Here is a 16,545-nt window from a genome sequence, read left to right as displayed (position 1 = left end):
CTACGCAGCTCCTTTCAGGGCGATGACGTCGCCGGGGGCATCTTCCATCAGCAGGGCAGCGAGCCGCGAGGGCGCTGCCGGTACCAGTCCGCCCCCGATAAAGGGCGTCACGGCAAGATGCGAGAAGGCGATCCCCGCAGACGACAGGGCCGAGATGACCCCTCCCCGCCGGCGGGCAATATCGAGTTTGGTCAGGATGGCGCGGCGGATGCCCGCGCGGGCAAAGATGCGGGCGGCGTCGGCCTGGTCTTCCGGATGGCCTTCTGCCGACATGACCAGGACCGGTTCGGCGCGCACAACCTGGATTAGGTCCTGCAGGCTCGCCATGTCGTCCTGGTCAAACGGGTTGATTGCCGGAAGGTCGATGACGCAGCGCTGACCGGCCTCGCGGGCAGCGCGCAACATGTCGAACAGGGCATCAGGCGTGGCCGCTGTGCGGATCTGGCTGCGCTCCTGCTCAAGATAGGCGGCCAGCTGCTCGCCACCGGCGGTGCCGTCCAGATCGGCCGCCACGGGCAGGATGGCGGTGCGGGCCACTGCGGCGCGACGCGTCAGCTTGGCGGCGGTCGCGGTGCGTCCATGTCCCGGCGGGCCAACCAGAATGATGTCCTTCTCCAGTCGGGCCGCAATCGGATCACAGGTGACAATCCGTTCCAGGCCGGCAGCAATCGAATCTTCCGGCGAAGCGCCGGGAACTGCAGCCTTGCCGGCGCCCTCATTGGCAACCCGGTCGGCAAAACGCTGCGGCGCGCCATGCCACAGAAGGGCGTCGCGGACACGGCTGTAAAGCGGGTTTTCGGATCCGCGGCCATGGCCTCCGCGGGCTTCGCGCAGGAACAGCGGCTCGCTTGGAACAACCCCTCCCCCCAGCTTGTCCGTGGCGGCCCGGACCTCGACTCCCCCGTCGATCTCCCGCTCTGACAGGATGACGGCGTCGGCGCCCATCTCGGCAAAAATCATCGCCTTGGCGGCCTCGAGGGTCTCCGCGGCGAACATCTTCATGCGCATGTCTGCATGTTTCCCTGTGTTAATCACCCCGCCGAGTGCCACCCCAGTCGTCCGGCAGGACATGCTTCGTTAGGATGAGTTAACACCGCGAAAGGTTAACAACTTCCTTTCTTCCGTTAGGAATTGGGCGGTGTTGCAGGGATTTAATGTAGTGCCTGAAGCTCAGGCTGCTGCACGTTCATCAACGATTTCCGACAGGGTCACGCCGAGCTGGCCATCGGCAATGACCAGCTTGCCGCGCGCCATGAGGCGGTCGGAAAGGTAAATGTCCACGGGCTCGTTCGTGTGGCGCTCGAGCGCAACAATGTCGCCCTCCGCCATGGCCATCAATTCCTCGATCGGCATGCGCACCTCGCCCAGAACCACGTCCACGCGCACCGGCACGTCCATCAGGCTTTTCTTCAGGGCGGGATTGGCAGGCTCAGTCATGGCGTTCCTTCAAGCGTTCCGGTCTTCAGGGAATGCTGGGCGGCGAACAGGTCGCCCTGCCCGTCCAGTATGGTGCGGGCTGTGGCCCTTACTAGCGCATGGGCCCGCTCGCTGAAACCCTCCTCATAGGCGCAGGCCTCCAGATGGCCGGTCAGCGCAACGAGATTGGCGAGCGCCTCGTTGAGCGCATTCGTGGCCGTCTGCAAGTGGGCGAGGTCGGCGCGGGCGGCCTCCGCCTTGGCCATCTCAGCCCCTTCGGCGCGCGCTTCGGCCAGCATTTGCAGCAGTTCCGGCGTGGTCAGGCTGACGGCCGGGTCCGGATCAGCCTGGACCGGCTGCGCAGGGGAAAAGTCGCTGCGGAAATCAAATGGCGTAACGGATTTGACGGCCCGGTGGATCATTCGACGAGTTCATCCTCGTCTTCCCGGCGTCCCGTACGGATGTCACCGCGTTCCATCAGCGTTCGTGCCAGATCAACCAGTTCCATCCGCGCCGATTCGATTTCACTGCGTCTCACACTGCCGAGCATCGTGATCTCTTCCTTCAGCAATTCACCGGCGCGCTGGGTCATGTTGCGGAAGAAGGCCGCACTTGTCGCATCCTGCGCACCCTTCAGGGCATAGGTCAGGCGCGAACGGTCCGCCGCCGCCAGCAGCGTCTGCAGGCCACCGGCATCCAGCCCGGCGAGATCGTCGAAGGTGAACATCAGGTCCCGCACGCGTTTGCCGGCACCCGGCTGTGCGGTTTCGAGCGCTGACAGGAGGCTTTTTTCCGACCGGCTGTCCAGACGGTCGAAGATTCGCGCCACGCCTTCATGTCCACCGGCATGCGCGGATGGGGCCGCATTGGCCAGCCAGGCCGAAACCGCCGTTTCCAGCGCCGATACGGCCGCAGGATGAACCGGCCCGAGATGCAGCAGGCGCTGCATGACATCCACTGCAACCGGACGGTCCAGCGCTTTCAGAAGCCGGGCGGCGGCCGCACCGTCCAGGCGCGACAGGATCAGGGCCAGGGCTTGCGGATGTTGGCCTCCGGCCAGGTTCAGCAGGTCCCGTGTCTCAAGCTCCGACACTTGCGCCCAGACCGGCGGAGCCTGAAACGCGTCGCGATCCTGTCGGGCATGATCCTGCCGGTAGCGGTCCAGCGTGGCGGTTTCTTCCCGTGGATTGTCCGCCAGCGCATCCATGGCCAGGGACAGGGCCCGCGCTTCCTGCGGGCTGAGTTCGTTCCAGACTGGTGCAGCATCCGGGCCGAGCGCGCGCATCAGGCGGGCGGACCGGGCAAGCCCCTGTGCGGGGCGGGGTCGGGCGAGGGCCAGCGCGCTCATGCGGCATCCCCTTCCCCGCGCATCCAGCTGCGCAGGATGGAGGCCGTGCGGGCGGGATCCTTGCGCACGAGTTGCGCTGTGTCGGGATCGGCGGCCTGGCGCGCAGGATGCGGCGCGGGCGCCGCGATCAGCTCCGCCGGTCCCGCGGGCAGCGGCGCGTGCGTCGGCGCAGTGTGGGTCATTTGTCCGGCGGGGGCCGTCTCATGAGGCGTGCGAATGGCAGTCCAGGCGAGCAGGCCGCACAGAAGCGCGTAGAGCCCCAGCTCCGTCCAGCCTGCGGCGTCCGGGCGGCCGGCCACGCCGCGAGCGAATTCGGCGTGTTCGATAATCAGCTGGTCCCCTGCTTCCGGCGACAGGAGCAGGGCCGAGCTTGCCAGTCTCTGAAGGGTCGGCGCCGTGTCGGCAATATCGGACGAGATCAGGATCAGCACGGACTGGCCCGGACCGTTGCCGTCGGTGACGGACAGGCGGATGTTCCCCTGGCCCGCAACCGGTTCGAGGATTCCCATCAGCGAGGCTTCGATGGGCGATCCGGGCACCCAGGCTTCGGCGGGATGGGTAAACAGGTCCGTTGCGCGCCAGCTTCCAAGGACCAGTGCGATCAGCAACGCAAACAGCGCGACTGCCCGTGTGGAGAGCATCGCGCTGCCTTGGAGTTTCGTCAGCTTGTGGTCCATCTGCAGCTCCCGGCGCCGGGGAGGAAACCCGGCAATAGAGAGCCTTGATAGGCGCTGGCGTGTAAATTTCGGTTTAACGAAGCAAGGCTTCGTTAAACATGTCCCTGCCCTAGCGGCGGTATTGCTGCAGGCGGGTCGTGCGCAGGCCCTTGGTGCCGTGGCGGCTGTAGAGCTTTTCCCAGGTCTCGAATTCTTCCTCGCTCAGGCTGTAGCGGTCGCAGGCCGCTTTGCGGGAAATCAGTCCGCCGGAAACCGCAGCCACGACTTCAGCCTTGCGACGGGTAACCCAGCGCGAAATGTTGGGAGACGGGAGATCCGCCAGGGTCAGCATCTGGCCATCCGGGCCGGGGACGCTGAGACTACGTGCATTCTGCTGTTCCATATCCACACCATGTTTATTCTTGTGAACGGAGTGCCCGGCTTCTCCGGGCGCCATGGACAGGAACATACAGGGTGGGGTTTAAGCTGACGCATAAGCGACCCCGACAGTTTCACCCCCCCGGTTAGAGGAATGTTTGGAAACCTGTACCGGGGCGGGACACTCGGCGGGAATTTCCCGAAATCATTACAGAACGTAAAGTTTTGGGGCGTCAGGCGGGCAACAGGCTCAGGGCGTCGGTCTCCCGCGCCTGGGCCGCATGCCGGCGCAGCATCGTCAGGAACATCTCGTCGCCACGCTCGGTCTGCTTCACCAGCATGGCCGCCCCGAAGGCCACCGACATGCCGTAGAAACTGAACCAGCGATAATGGTCGTACAGTGCCTCGAACGGATAGTCCCGGATGCCGGCCTCTTCCAGACGCGCATGATAGTAACGTAGCAAGGCCTGCTCATGCCCGGGCCGGTCCTCTCGGGTCAGCCCGGCGCCGATGAAATAGGCCACATCCCCGGCCGGCGCCCCTTTCCCGGCCGTCTGCCAGTCCACCACCGCCAGCGGCTTGGGCGCGGTGTCGGCCCCGAACAGCATGTTGTCCAGCCGGAAATCATTGTGCGTCAGGGCGTGCGGCCCGTCATACCCCTCGCTCCAGGCCGGCAGGACAGAGGCATAGGCATCGCCCACCAGAATGTCATCTGCTGCCAGTCGATCCCCATACCGGTCCTTGAACCCCTGCCACAGGCCCTGCACTGCTTCTGGCGCCAGAGCGGGCGGCGGGGCGAGGACACTCCCCTGCAGCCAGGCATAATTGTCCAGTTCAGGATCATTCCAGTGCGCCGCGTGCAGGATCGCTGCGGCGGACAGGGCCCGCTCGGCCTCTGCCACGCTGCAGCCTTTCAGCTGATCACCCTGCTGCGACGGCGCCATGTCTTCCATGATCAGGGCGAACCGGTTCGTTTCCGGATCATAATCGGTATAAAAGGCCTTCGGCGTGATAATGCCCGCAACTTTCGGGAATGTGCGATAGAAGTTCACCTCGCGCTCATAATGGCCGAGCATCTTTGCCGTCATCAGGCTTTCCGGACTGTCCGAGGGGAACTTGCCGACCAGCGAATCCGGCGCGCCCGCGCCCTTGTGGGCATAGTCGAACACGAACCGGACATTCTCGCCAATCTGGCCTGTGCCGATGGATTTAGCGGTCAGGCCTTTGACGTCGGCCTCAATGCCGATCTCGTTGAAAAGCGCATTGAACCAGTCCGCTCCGAGTGTGAGCGGGTTCGCGTCGAGGCCAGGTCGGCTCATTCATGTTTCCTCCGGTGTCGTTTCCTCATCGGCAGTGTTCCCCTGCCCTTGTCTTTCCCCAGCCGGTGAAGCGCTGCAGCTGCTCCATCCGGTCCTCGGCGTCGCGCAATCCCTTGTCGAGCGCCGCCATGGTCAGCGCGAAATCACCACTGGTCTCGCGGCGCCATGCGCGTTCCGCCTTGTCGATGACATAGCCGATGGCGACGGCCTTCAGCCCGGCCGGTGCGCCGGACCGGTTATCCAGCCCGGCCGACACCAGCGCCCAGTCGGCGCTGCGCTTGCGGGCCAGCGGCAAGGCCAGCAATTGGGCGGGGGTCCGGTCGCGATGCTTCATCAGCGAGATCAGGCCGGGCCGGAAGGCTTCCATCGCCTCGAAGCGCAACATGATGACATCAAACAGCCGTTCCCGCGGACTTTCATCGGAAGACACGCCCTCTTCCGACATGGCCCGGTCAAAATAGGGGTCGGCATGGGCCGCAAGCTCGTCCTTGCCGGCCAGTCCGTGAAACTCCGACAGATCCAGTTCCGCCTGGCGGGCAATGGCTGACAGGGTCAGGTCGGCCCAGGGCGTTTCGGCGGCGAGTTCCAGCGCGGCGACCAGGCCCTTGTCCAAAATGCCTGCCTGCCTCGTCATCTGTCTCGTCCCTTAATCCGGCTCTCTGGAAAGCTCCCGATCCCGCGTCACCGCAGCCCGCAGGGCCTTCCGCATCAGGATAGGCATCCCACCGTCATCCATGAGGATGTCAAGGGCCGCCTGGGTAATGCCGCCGGGTGAGGTGACCATTTTCCTGAGCTCGTTTGGCGTCAGGCCGGATTTTTCCATCAGCGCCGCAGCGCCGATAATCGTTTCCACGGCAAGGCGAGCCGCCGTCTCTTTCGGCACGCCCTCGGCCTCGCCGGCTTCCGCCATCACTTCGGCCAGGAGGAACACATAGGCCGGGCCGCAGCCGGAGATGCCCGTAGCAGCCACCATGATCTTTTCATCCATCGGACCCTCGACGACCCCCAGCGGGGTGAGCAGCTTGCGCGCCGCCTCCATGTCGGTTTCGGCGAGCGACGGCGCGGCCGCCAATAGCGTGACTCCCTTGCCGACCGATCCGGGCGTGTTCGGCATGGCACGGATCACACGCGACGTGCCGAGCCGGTCTTCCAGCTGCGACAGGCGGATCCCGCCCATCACCGAAACGACGAGCGTCTTTTCACCGATAAAGGCCTTCACGCTCTCGGCCGCGCGGGCGAATTGCTGAGGCTTGATCGCCAGAACGACAATCGTGGCAGGGGCCGGATCCGGATTGAGCTGAACCCGGCCCGCCTCGGCCCAGTCCTTCACTTGTGCCGTCGGACGCGGCGCCACAATTGACAGGTTCGGCTTTGACCGGCCGGACAGCCAGCCTGATGCAAGCGCGCCGCCCATGCGGCCGGCCCCGATCAGGACAATCGATTTTCCCCCCGCCATGCGCCGGGTCTCAGGCTTCGCCCTGGGTTTCGAACATCACCGCGTCGATGGCCTCGCGCGGGCTTTTGCCGGCCCAGATCAGGAAGTTGAACGCCGGCACGAACCGGTCGACGGCGCTGACCGCAGCCGCAATGGTGGAGCGAATTTCGCCCAGGCTCGCTTCATCGCGGTCCATCATGGAAAAGGTGTAGCGGAAAATCACGACGCCCTCGTCGGCCCAATAGTCGAAATGGCCGAGCCAGAGCCGCTCATTCGCCATGATGATCAATTCGGAGAGCTGGCTGCGCTTGGCTGCAACCGGCTTCACATCAAGGGTGACAGAAAAATGGATGGCGGCCGGTTCAGGGCGGAAGGCGAACAAGGCGCCCATATCGCCCCAGCGTGTCTCGGCCACGGCCTGGATCGTTCCTTCCTCGTCGCGCTCATGCTGCCATCCGGCAATCTCGAGCGCCTCTTCGACGCGGTCGAGCGGGTCGATGCCCGAAAATTCTTCTCGCGAAAGATCAAGGCTCATGAAAGTCTCCCCTTCTTTCTGAAGTCATGGACACAGGATTCGTGTCCGATGGCCATCCCTGTTGAAACGCGCCAGCGCATTGGCGTCCACCCCTGGTCAACAGGCAGGCAGTGATTGGCTGTGAGGTCTGCTAGTCGGATGTCGACGCCGCTTCCAGCTCGGCGACGCGGGCCTCGAGCGCCTCGACCCGCTCCAGCGCGGCGGTGGCAAGCGCCTTCAGCGCCTCCACCTCGTCCCGGCCAGCCAGATCCATATCGGCGATCAGGCCCTTCACGCGCGCCTGCGCAGCGGTCCGTGCCTCCTCGCCAGCGGCCCGTGCAGCGCCCATTGCGCCTGTCATCAGGCCGGCAATGTCATCTAGCAGTGGATTTGTTGTGGCCATGCGGCTACTCCTTCGCGGCATCGGGCGGACAAGTTCTCGGTCCCCTAACAGATAGGTCCTGATCCATACAGGGAAAAGACGCTGCATGCTGGATATGATGAGCTTCGCCGCACAACTCCTGCCCGCCGCGGCGCTGACCTTCCCGGATGTCAGCCCGGCCCTGGTCTCGATCGACCTCGGTTTTCTCGGTCTCGGCAAGTTCCATCTGCGCTGGTACGCGCTGGGATACATGGCCGGAATCGCCCTGGCCTGGTGGTACGCCTCGGCCATGATCCGTCGGCCGAACCTGTTCGGCGGCACCAGCCCGCTGACCAAAGACCAACTCGACGACATCATGTTCTGGATCATTGTCGGCATCATACTCGGCGGGCGGTTCGGCTATGTCCTCTTCTACATGGTGCCCTACCAGTTCGACCTGATCGCGCAGGATCCGCTGACCATCTTCAAGATCTGGGATGGTGGCATGGCGTTTCATGGCGGCATTCTCGGCGTCACCATCGCGCTGGTCCTGTTTGCGTATCGCCGCAAGGTGTCCCTGCTCTCGATCGGGGACATTGCCGGCGTGGTTGCCCCGATCGGGATCGCGCTGGTCCGGCTGGCCAATTTCGTCAATGCCGAACTCTATGGCCGCCACACCGATGCCTCCGTCGGCATGGTGTTTCCCGAAGGCTATGTGCGCGGCTCCACCCCGCCTGCCTACAATTGGGAGACCGGCGATTGGGTCTATACCGGCGCGGAAACGGCGCGTCATCCCAGCCAGCTTTATGAAAGCGTACTGGAGGGCTGGCTGCCGCTCATCCTCCTGTCGCTCCTGATCTGGCGGTTCGGCGCGCTCAAACGCCCGGGCCTCGTTGCGGGCCTGTTCCTGCTGATCTATGCGACCGGCCGCACCATAGTGGAGAATTTCCGTCTGCCCGACAGTTTCGTCGACGGCCTGCCGGACTGGATCACGATGGGCCAGCTGCTCTCGATCCCGATGTGGATCGGCGGGGCATGGCTCGTCTGGAATGCCCTGAAGCCAAAGCCTGCCCCCACCGCCTGACCTGACCATGACCCTCAAAGACCGCATTCTCCGCCTGATCGAAACCGGCGGCCCGATCCCGGTTTCGACCTATATGCAGCTGGCGCTGCATGATCCGGCCCAGGGCTATTACGCCACGCGGTCCGGCCTCGGCACCGATTTCATCACCGCTCCGGAAGTCAGCCAGGTGTTCGGCGAACTGATCGGCCTGTGGGTGGTGCATGAATGGCGGGCCATGGGGACCCCTGACGAATTCCAGCTTGTCGAGATCGGACCGGGCCGCGGCACGCTGATGGCGGATGCGCTGCGCCTCGCCTACGTCGCCGGCGGACGGGAGTTCGCCCGCGCCGCCCGCCTGACCCTGGTTGAGCCGAGCCCGGATTTGCGCACGGTGCAGGCCGACCGCCTGAAGGACTATGCGCCGGATTTTGCCGATACGCTTGCCGCCGTGCCGGCCGGGCCGATGATCCTGGTCGCGAACGAATATCTGGACTGCCTGCCGGTGCGCCAGTTCCGCAAGGCGGATGGTCAGTGGCGCGAATGCGTGGTCGGCCTGGACGCAGCCGGCGAGCTTGCCCTCGGCCTTGCTGCCGACGAGCAGCGCCCGCCCGAAGGCGCGGCGGAGTCGGTTGAGGCTGTGGAAGTCCAGACGGGGTTCGACCTTCTTGTGGCAGACCTTGTGACCCGGCCTGCGCCGATGCGGGCGCTGTTTGTGGATTATGGTCCGGCCGATGCGACGCCCGGCGACAGTTTGCGTGCCTTCAGCCAGGGCGAGCAGATCTCGCCCCTCTCCCGGCCGGGCGAGACCGATCTCACCGTAGACGTGGATTTCGGCCGCCTGAAACGCCTCGCCGGGAAGATCGGGCTGGAGGTGGCCGGCCCGACCCCGCAGGGCATGTTCCTGATGGGGCTCGGCGCACAGGCGCGGCTGAACCAGCTGGTCGAGGCCAATCCGGACCATGCCGAGGCGATCTTCAACAATGCCCAGCGCCTGATCGACCCGAAGGACATGGGCAGCCGCTTCAAGGCGATCTGCCTGTCCAGTCCCGGCCTGCCACTCCCGGTCGGATTCTAGCGCGGCTATTCGGCCTCCGGGCCGATATGCTGGTCCACGAACGATGCCATGGCCCGCAGCGTCTCGATCCGGGTTTCTCCATCCGACAGCCAGTGATCCTGGCCATCCAGCTTGAGGAAGGTCACATCCTTGCCGGCCTGTTCAAGGGCCCGGTCCATGATCTCGCTCTGCCTGATCGGCACGACGGTGTCGTCCTTGCCATGGATCAACAGGACTGGCGCCTTGAAGTTTTCCGGCACCCTGGCGGGTGAGATCGCGTTCAGCTTCTCGCGCTCTTCCTCCAGACCCCCCATGTTCTCCTGCCAGTAGTCCAGCGCCCAATGCTTGCGCCCGCGATCCCATTTGACGTCAACAAGGAACCGTCTCAGATCGGTGACCGGCGCTATGGCGACGACGCATTTGTACAGGTCCGGCGTGAAAGCGCCTCCGGCGAGGGCCGCATAGCCACCATAGCTGGCGCCGACGATGCAGACACGATCCGGATCGGCCAGCCCCTGGTCCACCAGCGTCTGCACCCCATCGGTGATGTCGTCCTGCATCTTGCCGCCCCACTCTCCATGGCCGAGGTTCTGGTGTTCGATGCCGAAGCCGGTCGATCCACGGAAATTCGGCTGCACAACGAGATAGCCACGATTGGCAAAATACTGCGCCATCCAGTCAAAGGTCACGGCATCATAGGAGGCCGGCCCGCCATGCGGCAGTACGATCAGGGGGAGATTGCCGGCGGTCTGGGGGTCCGCGCCTGCAGGCCAGGTCAGGATGGTCGGAATGTCGAGCCCGTCCCTTGCCTTATAGGTCACCGAAACCATCAGGCCGACCGCATCCGGCGGAATGTCGTCGCGCTCATCGGCGATGAGAATCAATTCGCCCGAGTCGCGATCCTGCAGGACATAGCTGCCCGGCGTGTCGCTGCCATAGATCTTGTAGAGCAGTTTGGACCAGTCATCCGTCCAGGATTCGAGATGGACGGCCGCCGTGGAGAACTGGTTCACCATGCTGGCGACAGCCGCGTCCACGTCCGGGTCGGCAAATTTGTAGGACGGGAGCGGTCCGGCATATTCCACGCCGAGCATGAACCGGTTCCCGTCCCGGATGACCCGTTCAATCATGCCTCCCTGCCCGCCAAGAGACACCGGCGTCAGGTTTCCGGAGAAATCCATTTCGTAGACATTCCCGGACTCCTCGTCGTCATCGCCGTCGGAGAACAGCAAGGCGGACCGGTCTGCCCTGATCCCCGTCACACCTGGGGGCGGCTGCGATGTCTTCAGTTCATAGATCAGCTCACGCTTTCCGTTCACATAGGTGAACACCTTGTAGGTGTCGGTGTTGTTGTCATAGTCTTCCCGCGCCAGCACGGTTCCGTCCGTGTCGACGAACCAGTCGATCGTGTCGCCTGTGCCGCTCTTGAAACGGCGCCCCTTGCCCGTCTTCATGTTTACGCGCAGCAGGCTGTAGTTCGGGTCCGAGTACCGGTCGCCCACCAAGGCCGGCATGAAGATGTATCCGGGGTCGGCATCGTCACCGACAATCCGCCCGAGACCACTCTGCGCCGGGTAGATATTGTCCGTGCCCCTCAGCAGGAATTTCAGCTTCTTCGTCTTGAGATTGTAGGAGAACGCGCCGGAATATTCGAACTCGCCGCGGAATCCGATCACGAATTTCGTTTCGGAAGCGAGGATGATGATATTGTCCTCGTCGGCATACCAGATGTTCCGCGTGGCCACTTCATCGATCTTGACGTGATACGTTTTCTTCCGCGTCGCGAAATCGAACGTGACGAGATAGTCCGATCCGTTCCGGCGTTCGGCAAAGGCCACGTTCGTGCCGTCCGGCGACAAGTCCATGTAGCGGATCGATGGCAGGTCGCCATAGGCTTCGAGGGGTGGATGGCTGACTTCGGCCCGTGCCAGGCCAGGGCAAAAGCCCAGTATTGCCGCCAGAACGGCCAGAACAAGAACTCGCATACATTACTCCCCGAAGTGAGCGGTCAGGCTATTTTGAATGGAAAGCCGGTGCAATGATCAATTGCCCGCCTGCGGCCAATTCACCCCTTCCACTGCGCCAGTCGGGCTTGGCATCCGGCGCGCGCTCCCCATGTCTTGGCGGAGCAAGACAAGGGGCCGGACCGTGGCGGAACTCTCAATCCTGGAACTCGGACGCGTGCGCGAAGGCTTCACCAGGGCCGACGCCCTGAATGATGCGCGGCGCGTCGCCCGGCATGCCGAGCAATTCGGCTACAAGCGCTTCTGGGTGGCAGAGCATCACAACATGAAGGCTGTCACCACGGCGGCGACCTCCCTCGTTATCTCGCACATTGCAGCCGGCACAACCTCGATCCGGGTCGGGGCCGGCGGCATCATGCTGCCCAATCACGCGCCCTACATCATTGCCGAACAGTTCGGCACGCTGGAGGCGCTCTATCCCGGCCGGATCGATCTCGGCCTTGGCCGGGCGCCCGGCACCGACCAGATGACCTTGCGCGCCCTGCGCAGGGATCCGGCAAGCGCCGACCGGTTCCCGCAGGATGTCCTGGAATTGCAGGCCTGGCTCGGTCCGGTCGAGGAAGGCCAGAGGATCGAGGCCGTGCCCGGCTCGAACTCCAATGTCCCGCTCTGGATTCTCGGCTCCAGCCTGTTCGGCGCGCAGGTCGCGGCCGCTTACGGCCTGCCTTACGGATTTGCCTCACATTTTGCGCCGCAAGCCCTCGACGACGCCCTGGCCACCTATCGCGCCAATTTCCAGCCCTCTGCCCAGCTGGACAAACCCCATGCATTGATCGGCGTGAACATCATCGCCGCCGAAACAACCGAGGAAGCGAAATATCTCGCCACATCCCAGCAGATGTCCTTTGCCAATCTCGTGCGCGGGGACCGGAAACTCACCCAGCCGCCCATCGAGGATATCGACACCTACTGGACCGAAGACGAGAAAATCCGCGCTGCGCAGATGCTGGCGGTCAGCATCATTGGCGACCGGAACAAGGTGAAAGAGGGCATCGACAGGCTGCTGGCCCGGACTCGCGCCGACGAATTGATGATCGTGTCGGACATGTATGATGTCGACAAGCGCATACGCTCCTTCGAGATCATATCAGAGGTCGTGAACGGGTGATGTCAGGGGCCGGACCGGCCGGGATCAGGCGGGGCGCTTGATCTCGTTGTGGTCGTCCAGCAGCACGACGGTTGGCGCATGCTGGCGGGCCTTGTCGGCCTCGACGCCCGCAAAGGCCGCAATAATGACCTTGTCACCGGCTGCGAAATGGCGGGCCGCTGCACCGTTCACACCGATCGTCTTCGATCCGCGCGGCGCTTCCAGCGCATAGGTCTGGATCCGCGCACCATTGGTGACGTTCCAGATGTCCACGCGCTCATTCGGCAGGATACCGGATGCGTCCAGCAGGTCCTGGTCGATCGAGACCGATCCCTCATAGTGCAGGTCGCACTGGGTGACGGTTGCGGAATGCAGCTTGGCTTTCAGCATATTGAGCAACAAGGATGTATCCTCCCGGATTTATTATCGGCGCGGCATTATGCTCACATTGAGCATATAAGAGGGGCTGCGCCGCTGCGCAAGGGCTTATTGCATCGCAACATAGGCGAGTAAAGGCGGTATCGGCGGCAGGATCGTCACGTTTTCGCGCGCAGGGCAAATGTCGTCGCTCCGATGCCCCATACCCGGGAAAACTGTCCCGCAATGGCTCGCCTTCGGGGAATCTGTCTGTTAACAATTGGTAAGTCTGGGGAGAGACGAAGGGGACAATCGGAATGAAACAGGCATCGGCAGCTGGACTGGTCGCAACACTGATGCTGGCGGGGTGCGCCACAAGTCCGGCGTCCGCGCCCTCCTCACCCCCCGGCGCGCAGCCCCCTGCTCCGACCGGGCCGGTGCGTGGCATCCCCAATCCCAGTGATGACGACTTTCTCGGCGCGCCCACGCCAACGGTGAACCGGCCGACCGGCCGGTCGGTCGGGGGCGCCGTGCCGGCCAAGGACTACCTGCCCTATATCGACGTCGCCATTGACGAGGCTGCCGTCTATTCCGAATTCGGCGACATGCTGCAGGATCGCTACACCCGGATCCAGATCGTCACGCTGAAACCCGACGCGTATGACATGGATGGCGTCATGTCCGGCGTGCGCAGCCAGGAAATCGAGGCGCGCAATTACGACAAGGAAAGCCGCAACTGGCTCTCGCGGATGATGTCCTCGCGCAGCATCACGCGTACGCTGATCGCCGAATTCGACGTTGCGAAGCCGGACATCACGGCCACCAATGCGTTGTTCTCCTCCACCTTCTCCTCGAACAATCAGGAGGGCGAAAGCTGGACCACGAATGAGAGCCTGTCGATCTACGCAACGCCCTATTTCAAGGTCGGCCCGAACACCACCATCGAGGCGCGATTCCGCCTTCAGCTGTCGGACGAAAAGGAATCCTCCGCCAGCGCAAACGTGATGGGGGCGCTGACCACGGCGGCAAATCTGATCGCGCCGACCTCCACCCTGGTCACCTATTTCAACGCGCCCCTGATGCAGGAAGCCTCGACCTTCCTGAACACGTCGACCAGCACGCTGTTCGGCCAGTCGATCACCGAGCAGTCCGTCAGCGCATTTTCCGTGAAGTCCTGGACCGACAAGCCGATCCTCGTCGTCTCGGCCCAGATGCCGGACGCCAATGACATCAAGGACACCCGCAAGAAGGGCGCCATCGGACAATGGGCGGTCTATCTGGACCAGCCGATCCCCTCGATCTTTACGGCCGGCGTGTCCGATGCCGGGTACCCGGACTATACCGGCGTCACCTCGGGCGACATTCTGGCCTTCGATGTCGGCGAGGACCTGACCGTCTATGACTATATCTTTTCACGCCTCGACCTGGCGGACCGGATTGCCTATCTCAACAGTTCGGCAGACGAGGATGTGGCGGGACTGATCTGCAACCGGATCGAACGTGGCCTGTCCGAAATCGGCTTCACCTCCTATGACGCCTCTGCCGCGGTGTGGGCGGCGTCCGTCTCGGACCAGTTCAATGGCGGCGCCAAGGCGGCCTTCCAGGGCGAGAATGTGTGCGAGGCCATGGTCCGCTGGAAAGCGCTGGGCGGTTAGGCACATATAATCGGAACGATTCTGCGACCGCAGCGTCAATGGAAGCGTAGCCAGTTCAGGAGCGCCCCATGCCGACATCCGTCAAAATTCTCCACACCGAACCCGTCACACATGATGTGCGGCGTTACCGGGTCGAAAAACCGGACGGATTTTCCTTCGAGCCCGGACAAGCCACGGATGTTGCGCTCGACCAGGCAGGCTGGCGCGAGGAAACGCGGCCCTTCACCTTCACGGCCCTCCCGGACGCCGATACGCTCGAATTCACCATCAAATCCTATCATGATCATGACGGCGTCACGCATCAGCTCTGGTCCACACAGCCGGGCGACGCGCTGCTGATCGACGAGTCCTGGGGCACGATCACCTATAAGGGCCCCGGCGTGTTCATTGCCGGGGGCGCAGGGGTCACCCCTTTCATCGCCATTCTGCGGAAGCTGGCCGCGGACGGACGCCTCGACGGGCACACGCTGATCGCCTCACACAGGACCGAAGAGGACATCATTCTGCGGGATGAATTCGAGGCGATGCCTGGCCTTACCTGTATCTGGACGGTGACGGGTGAGGAGTCCTCCCCGCTCAATCGCGGCAAGATCGACAAGGGATTTCTGCAGCATCATGTCAAATCCTTCGACCAGAATTTCTATGTCTGCGGACCAGACCAGATGATCGATGACATCAAGGCGACGCTGAAGGATCTCGGCGCGGACGCTGACGGCATCACGTTCGAGGAATAAGCCCGGCGCGTCAGCAACGCTTACAAGGCCCTGAACTTGATATTCCGGCCGATCGATGCCAGTCCGCCCGACATGCCTCATGTCCTCATCGTCAACGGCCACCAGCCCTTTCCCACATCACCGGGCGGCTTGAACGCCGCCTTTGTCCAGCGCGCCCGGGATTTCTTCACGGCCTCCGGCTGGACCGTGCGCCTGAGAAGCGTGGCAGATGGATGGGACACGGAAGAAGAAGTACACAACCAGGTCTGGGCCGATGTGATCCTGTTCCAGTTTCCGCTCAATTCAATGGGCCTGCCCTGGTCACTGAAACGGTATCTCGACGAGGTCTACACCGCGGGCATGGATGGCCGCCTGTCCAAGGGAGACGGACGCAGCCGCAAGGATGCGTCGCGCCAGTATGGCAGCGGCGGCCGAATGACCGGGACGCGATACATGCTGTCGCTCACCCTCAATGCCCCCCGTTCGGCCTTTGACGATCCGGCGCAGACCTTTTTTGAAGGTCGCTCCGTGGAAGACCTGCTGTGGCCGGTCCACCTGAACTTCCGCTTTTTCGGCATGCAGCCCATGCCCAGTTTTGCCGCCCATGATGTGTCGAAGGCTCCGGATATCGACCGGGACTTTCTGCGCTTTGACGCCCATCTGGCGCATGCCTTTGGGGCTGACGGTTCAGCCTGACGCGAGAAAATGCGCCACAATGCGACGTGTGTGCGGGGCGTCGCGATGTTCGAACAGGTAGAGTCCCTGCCAGGTACCCAATGCCAAGCGTCCGCCGGAAACCGGGATGGACAGGGAGGATTGGGTCAGCGCGGCCTTGATATGCGCCGGCATGTCGTCCGGCCCTTCGGTGCGATGCACCAGATACCCCATGGACGGATCATCGGCATGCGGCACGAGCCGGCGGAAAAAGGCCTGCAGGTCCTGTTGAACGTCCGGGTCCGCATTCTCCTGGACCAGCAAGGAACAGGAGGTGTGCTGGCAGAACAGGGTGAGGAGACCATCCCCCTGCCCGGACACAAAACCAGCCGCCTCGCCGGTAAATTCGTAGAGGCCGGAACCACGGCTCTGTATCGTGAGTTGGGTCTGCATGCATCTCGCTTACAGGCTCGCCCCGCACCGGGCAATCACAGCCTGCCATTGCGGGGTG

General features: G+C 63.5%; 20 protein-coding genes. 6 read left to right on the top strand and 14 right to left on the bottom strand.

Annotation, left to right across the window (positions count from 1 at the left end):
- From HF955_RS09805 to HF955_RS09755, 11 genes are all read right to left on the bottom strand, one after another.
- Positions 1–1,008 (bottom strand): flagellar biosynthesis protein FlhF, encoded by a 1,008-nt coding sequence (locus HF955_RS09805; protein WP_027837091.1) that lies wholly within the window; start codon positions 1,006–1,008, stop codon positions 1–3.
- Positions 1,009–1,170: 162 nt separating this feature from the next.
- Positions 1,171–1,437 carry a flagellar motor switch protein FliN gene (gene fliN, locus HF955_RS09800; RefSeq protein ID WP_036260591.1) on the bottom strand — a complete coding sequence of 89 codons (267 nt, stop codon included), beginning with the start codon at positions 1,435–1,437 and terminating at the stop codon, positions 1,171–1,173.
- Positions 1,434–1,838, bottom strand: a complete 405-nt coding sequence (locus tag HF955_RS09795) for a hypothetical protein (RefSeq protein WP_291074935.1) — start codon at positions 1,836–1,838, stop codon at positions 1,434–1,436. The genes fliN and HF955_RS09795 overlap by 4 nt, the downstream gene beginning before the upstream one ends.
- Positions 1,835–2,764: a FliG C-terminal domain-containing protein gene (locus HF955_RS09790; protein WP_291074933.1), complete on the bottom strand. Its 930-nt coding sequence runs from the start codon at positions 2,762–2,764 to the stop codon at positions 1,835–1,837. The genes HF955_RS09795 and HF955_RS09790 overlap by 4 nt, the downstream gene beginning before the upstream one ends.
- Entirely contained in the window at positions 2,761–3,441 is a 681-nt protein-coding gene (locus HF955_RS09785; RefSeq protein WP_291074932.1) for a hypothetical protein, read from the bottom strand. The genes HF955_RS09790 and HF955_RS09785 overlap by 4 nt, the downstream gene beginning before the upstream one ends.
- 109 nt (positions 3,442–3,550) lie before the next feature.
- Positions 3,551–3,823, bottom strand: a complete 273-nt coding sequence (locus tag HF955_RS09780) for a DUF1153 domain-containing protein (RefSeq protein WP_027837087.1) — start codon at positions 3,821–3,823, stop codon at positions 3,551–3,553.
- A gap of 208 nt (positions 3,824–4,031) precedes the next feature.
- A complete protein-coding gene (locus HF955_RS09775; protein WP_291074929.1) occupies positions 4,032–5,117 on the bottom strand; it encodes a phosphotransferase in 1,086 nt (361 codons plus the stop codon).
- 25 nt (positions 5,118–5,142) lie between these two features.
- The gene (locus HF955_RS09770) at positions 5,143–5,751 is read right to left on the bottom strand and encodes a hypothetical protein (RefSeq protein ID WP_291074927.1); all 609 of its coding nucleotides are present in this window, start codon (positions 5,749–5,751) and stop codon (positions 5,143–5,145) included.
- Positions 5,752–5,763: 12 nt separating this feature from the next.
- Positions 5,764–6,573, bottom strand: coding sequence for a pyrroline-5-carboxylate reductase (gene proC, locus HF955_RS09765; protein ID WP_291074926.1), 810 nt, complete (start codon positions 6,571–6,573; stop codon positions 5,764–5,766).
- A gap of 10 nt (positions 6,574–6,583) precedes the next feature.
- A complete protein-coding gene (locus HF955_RS09760) occupies positions 6,584–7,087 on the bottom strand; it encodes a YbjN domain-containing protein (protein WP_027837084.1) in 504 nt (167 codons plus the stop codon).
- 130 nt (positions 7,088–7,217) lie between these two features.
- Positions 7,218–7,469: an accessory factor UbiK family protein gene (locus tag HF955_RS09755; RefSeq protein WP_291074924.1), complete on the bottom strand. Its 252-nt coding sequence runs from the start codon at positions 7,467–7,469 to the stop codon at positions 7,218–7,220.
- Between the two features lie 85 nt (positions 7,470–7,554).
- Here HF955_RS09755 and lgt point away from each other — a divergent pair, with 85 nt between their 5' ends.
- Together lgt and HF955_RS09745 are read left to right on the top strand one after the other, a co-directional pair.
- Positions 7,555–8,511, top strand: a complete 957-nt coding sequence (gene lgt, locus HF955_RS09750; RefSeq protein WP_291074922.1) for a prolipoprotein diacylglyceryl transferase — start codon at positions 7,555–7,557, stop codon at positions 8,509–8,511.
- Between the two features lie 7 nt (positions 8,512–8,518).
- Entirely contained in the window at positions 8,519–9,565 is a 1,047-nt protein-coding gene (locus HF955_RS09745; RefSeq protein ID WP_291074920.1) for an SAM-dependent methyltransferase, read from the top strand.
- Positions 9,566–9,570: 5 nt separating this feature from the next.
- Here HF955_RS09745 and HF955_RS09740 read toward each other — a convergent pair whose 3' ends face one another.
- Entirely contained in the window at positions 9,571–11,529 is a 1,959-nt protein-coding gene (locus HF955_RS09740; RefSeq protein ID WP_291074919.1) for an alpha/beta fold hydrolase, read from the bottom strand.
- A 163-nt stretch (positions 11,530–11,692) separates the two neighbouring features.
- Here HF955_RS09740 and HF955_RS09735 point away from each other — a divergent pair, with 163 nt between their 5' ends.
- Positions 11,693–12,676, top strand: coding sequence for an LLM class flavin-dependent oxidoreductase (locus tag HF955_RS09735; RefSeq protein ID WP_291074917.1), 984 nt, complete (start codon positions 11,693–11,695; stop codon positions 12,674–12,676).
- 24 nt (positions 12,677–12,700) lie between these two features.
- Here the strand turns inward: HF955_RS09735 and panD are convergent, their stop codons facing one another.
- Positions 12,701–13,057, bottom strand: coding sequence for an aspartate 1-decarboxylase (gene panD / locus HF955_RS09730; RefSeq protein ID WP_291074915.1), 357 nt, complete (start codon positions 13,055–13,057; stop codon positions 12,701–12,703).
- A 272-nt stretch (positions 13,058–13,329) separates the two neighbouring features.
- Here panD and HF955_RS09725 point away from each other — a divergent pair, with 272 nt between their 5' ends.
- The 3 genes from HF955_RS09725 (at position 13,330) to HF955_RS09715 (ending at position 16,076) form a co-directional block, all read left to right on the top strand.
- Positions 13,330–14,667, top strand: coding sequence for a hypothetical protein (locus HF955_RS09725; RefSeq protein WP_291074913.1), 1,338 nt, complete (start codon positions 13,330–13,332; stop codon positions 14,665–14,667).
- 68 nt (positions 14,668–14,735) lie between these two features.
- The gene (locus HF955_RS09720) at positions 14,736–15,401 is read left to right on the top strand and encodes an FAD-binding oxidoreductase (protein WP_291074911.1); all 666 of its coding nucleotides are present in this window, start codon (positions 14,736–14,738) and stop codon (positions 15,399–15,401) included.
- A gap of 72 nt (positions 15,402–15,473) precedes the next feature.
- Positions 15,474–16,076: an NAD(P)H-dependent oxidoreductase gene (locus tag HF955_RS09715; RefSeq protein ID WP_291074909.1), complete on the top strand. Its 603-nt coding sequence runs from the start codon at positions 15,474–15,476 to the stop codon at positions 16,074–16,076.
- Here the strand turns inward: HF955_RS09715 and HF955_RS09710 are convergent.
- Positions 16,068–16,487, bottom strand: a complete 420-nt coding sequence (locus HF955_RS09710; protein WP_291074907.1) for a secondary thiamine-phosphate synthase enzyme YjbQ — start codon at positions 16,485–16,487, stop codon at positions 16,068–16,070. The two genes, HF955_RS09715 and HF955_RS09710, sit on opposite strands and share 9 nt — an antisense overlap.
- Positions 16,488–16,545: the final 58 nt, after the last annotated feature.

This window comes from Hyphomonas sp., from assembly GCF_017792385.1.
Lineage (GTDB): Bacteria > Pseudomonadota > Alphaproteobacteria > Caulobacterales > Hyphomonadaceae > Hyphomonas.
The sequence above is the reverse complement of the archived record's forward strand: the minus strand, read 5'-3'. Positions and strand labels throughout refer to the sequence as shown.

Excerpts from the sequence above, each read along its gene's own strand:
- HF955_RS09805 (WP_027837091.1), bottom strand. The coding sequence starts at position 1,008 with ATGCGCATGAAGATGTTCGCCGCGGAGACCCTCGAGGCCGCCAAGGCG.
- fliN (WP_036260591.1), bottom strand. The coding sequence starts at position 1,437 with ATGACTGAGCCTGCCAATCCCGCCCTGAAGAAAAGCCTGATGGACGTG.
- HF955_RS09795 (WP_291074935.1), bottom strand. The coding sequence starts at position 1,838 with ATGATCCACCGGGCCGTCAAATCCGTTACGCCATTTGATTTCCGCAGC.
- HF955_RS09790 (WP_291074933.1), bottom strand. The coding sequence starts at position 2,764 with ATGAGCGCGCTGGCCCTCGCCCGACCCCGCCCCGCACAGGGGCTTGCC.
- HF955_RS09785 (WP_291074932.1), bottom strand. The coding sequence starts at position 3,441 with ATGGACCACAAGCTGACGAAACTCCAAGGCAGCGCGATGCTCTCCACA.
- HF955_RS09780 (WP_027837087.1), bottom strand. The coding sequence starts at position 3,823 with ATGGAACAGCAGAATGCACGTAGTCTCAGCGTCCCCGGCCCGGATGGC.
- HF955_RS09775 (WP_291074929.1), bottom strand. The coding sequence starts at position 5,117 with ATGAGCCGACCTGGCCTCGACGCGAACCCGCTCACACTCGGAGCGGAC.
- HF955_RS09770 (WP_291074927.1), bottom strand. The coding sequence starts at position 5,751 with ATGACGAGGCAGGCAGGCATTTTGGACAAGGGCCTGGTCGCCGCGCTG.
- proC (WP_291074926.1), bottom strand. The coding sequence starts at position 6,573 with ATGGCGGGGGGAAAATCGATTGTCCTGATCGGGGCCGGCCGCATGGGC.
- HF955_RS09760 (WP_027837084.1), bottom strand. The coding sequence starts at position 7,087 with ATGAGCCTTGATCTTTCGCGAGAAGAATTTTCGGGCATCGACCCGCTC.
- HF955_RS09755 (WP_291074924.1), bottom strand. The coding sequence starts at position 7,469 with ATGGCCACAACAAATCCACTGCTAGATGACATTGCCGGCCTGATGACA.
- lgt (WP_291074922.1), top strand. The coding sequence starts at position 7,555 with ATGCTGGATATGATGAGCTTCGCCGCACAACTCCTGCCCGCCGCGGCG.
- HF955_RS09745 (WP_291074920.1), top strand. The coding sequence starts at position 8,519 with ATGACCCTCAAAGACCGCATTCTCCGCCTGATCGAAACCGGCGGCCCG.
- HF955_RS09740 (WP_291074919.1), bottom strand. The coding sequence starts at position 11,529 with ATGCGAGTTCTTGTTCTGGCCGTTCTGGCGGCAATACTGGGCTTTTGC.
- HF955_RS09725 (WP_291074913.1), top strand. The coding sequence starts at position 13,330 with ATGAAACAGGCATCGGCAGCTGGACTGGTCGCAACACTGATGCTGGCG.
- HF955_RS09720 (WP_291074911.1), top strand. The coding sequence starts at position 14,736 with ATGCCGACATCCGTCAAAATTCTCCACACCGAACCCGTCACACATGAT.
- HF955_RS09715 (WP_291074909.1), top strand. The coding sequence starts at position 15,474 with ATGCCTCATGTCCTCATCGTCAACGGCCACCAGCCCTTTCCCACATCA.
- HF955_RS09710 (WP_291074907.1), bottom strand. The coding sequence starts at position 16,487 with ATGCAGACCCAACTCACGATACAGAGCCGTGGTTCCGGCCTCTACGAA.